The organism is Acidovorax sp. HMWF018 (genome assembly GCF_003061035.1).
In the GTDB taxonomy this organism is placed as follows: domain Bacteria; phylum Pseudomonadota; class Gammaproteobacteria; order Burkholderiales; family Burkholderiaceae_C; genus Acidovorax; species Acidovorax delafieldii.
In genome coordinates this window covers 1-1,026 of sequence record NZ_QAIM01000584.1, presented here as the reverse complement: position 1 = coordinate 1,026, position 1,026 = coordinate 1, and the positions used below count along the sequence as shown (strand labels likewise).

Annotated in this window: 1 protein-coding gene; it reads left to right on the top strand. The window is 67.5% G+C overall.

Annotated features, from left to right (window positions below; translation table 11 throughout):
* Nucleotides 1–20: 20 nt before the first annotated feature.
* Nucleotides 21–1,026, top strand: a 1,006-nt coding sequence (locus DBR23_RS24850) for a PLxRFG domain-containing protein (protein WP_233250730.1), incomplete at its 3' end; no start/stop codon positions are given.

The window sequence follows — 1,026 nt, the reverse complement described above, 5'->3', positions numbered from 1 at the left end:
TTGCATCGGCCTTCGTGAATATGAGCCAGCCGGCGGCCGTCACCTTCCCGTGGCTGTCGCAGTTTGGCGGTGCAAAGCAGGCCGCCGCCGAGCTGGGCCGCGCGGCCAAGAACCTGGCCAACCGTGGCCACCGCTACGAGGCCGATCTGGCCGCAGCGCTCAAGCAGGCCGAGGAAGAAGGCACCGTGAGCCCGCAGGAGGTGCACCAGCTCATGGCGCAGGCCCGTGGTTCCGGCTCGCTGCGCCCAGGGGATGGCACGCGCGCCGGGGACGCGCGAGCCGCGGCGAGCAATGCGCTCACCCGGCTGTCGCTGGCCTGGGGCAAGGTGTTCGGCGCGGCCGAACAGGTGAACCGCCGCATGACCTTCATTGCCGCGTACCGCGTGGCCAAGGCGCAAGGCATGGCGAACCCGGCCGCCTTCGCCAAGAAGGCCGTGATCGAAACCCAATTCACCTACAGCAAGGCGAACAAGATGAAGTGGGGCCGGGGGGCCGTGGGCGCCACCGCGATGACCTTCAAAACCTACTCCATCGCCTATCTGGAGCTGCTGGGCCGTATGTGGACGCAGGGCGGCCCCGAGGGCAAAAAGGCCGTGCTGCTGGCGCTGGGCATGCTCATGCTGATGGGTGGTGCGGGCGGCCTGCCGTTTGCCGAGGACGCCGAGGATCTGGTGGATGGCTTGGCGCAGCTTGCAGGCTATAACTTTAATAGCAAGAAGGCCAAGCAGGAGTTGCTTGAAAACCTGTTTGGAGAGGCTGGCGCCGGGTTCGTTGAGCGCGGGATTACCGGCCTGCCGGGTATGCCGCTGGACGTGTCCGGACGCCTGGGCATGGGCAACCTGCTGCCGGCCACCGGCCTGTTCAAAGAAAAGACCGACTACACCCGCGACGTGCTGGAAGTGGTTGGCCCCGTGGGCGACCTGGCCAAGCGCGTGGCGTCTGGTACGCGCTCCATCCTGGAGGGTGATGTGGGCGCCGGGCTGCTGCAGATGGCGCCGGCCGCCGTGCGCAACGCAGCCAAGGGCG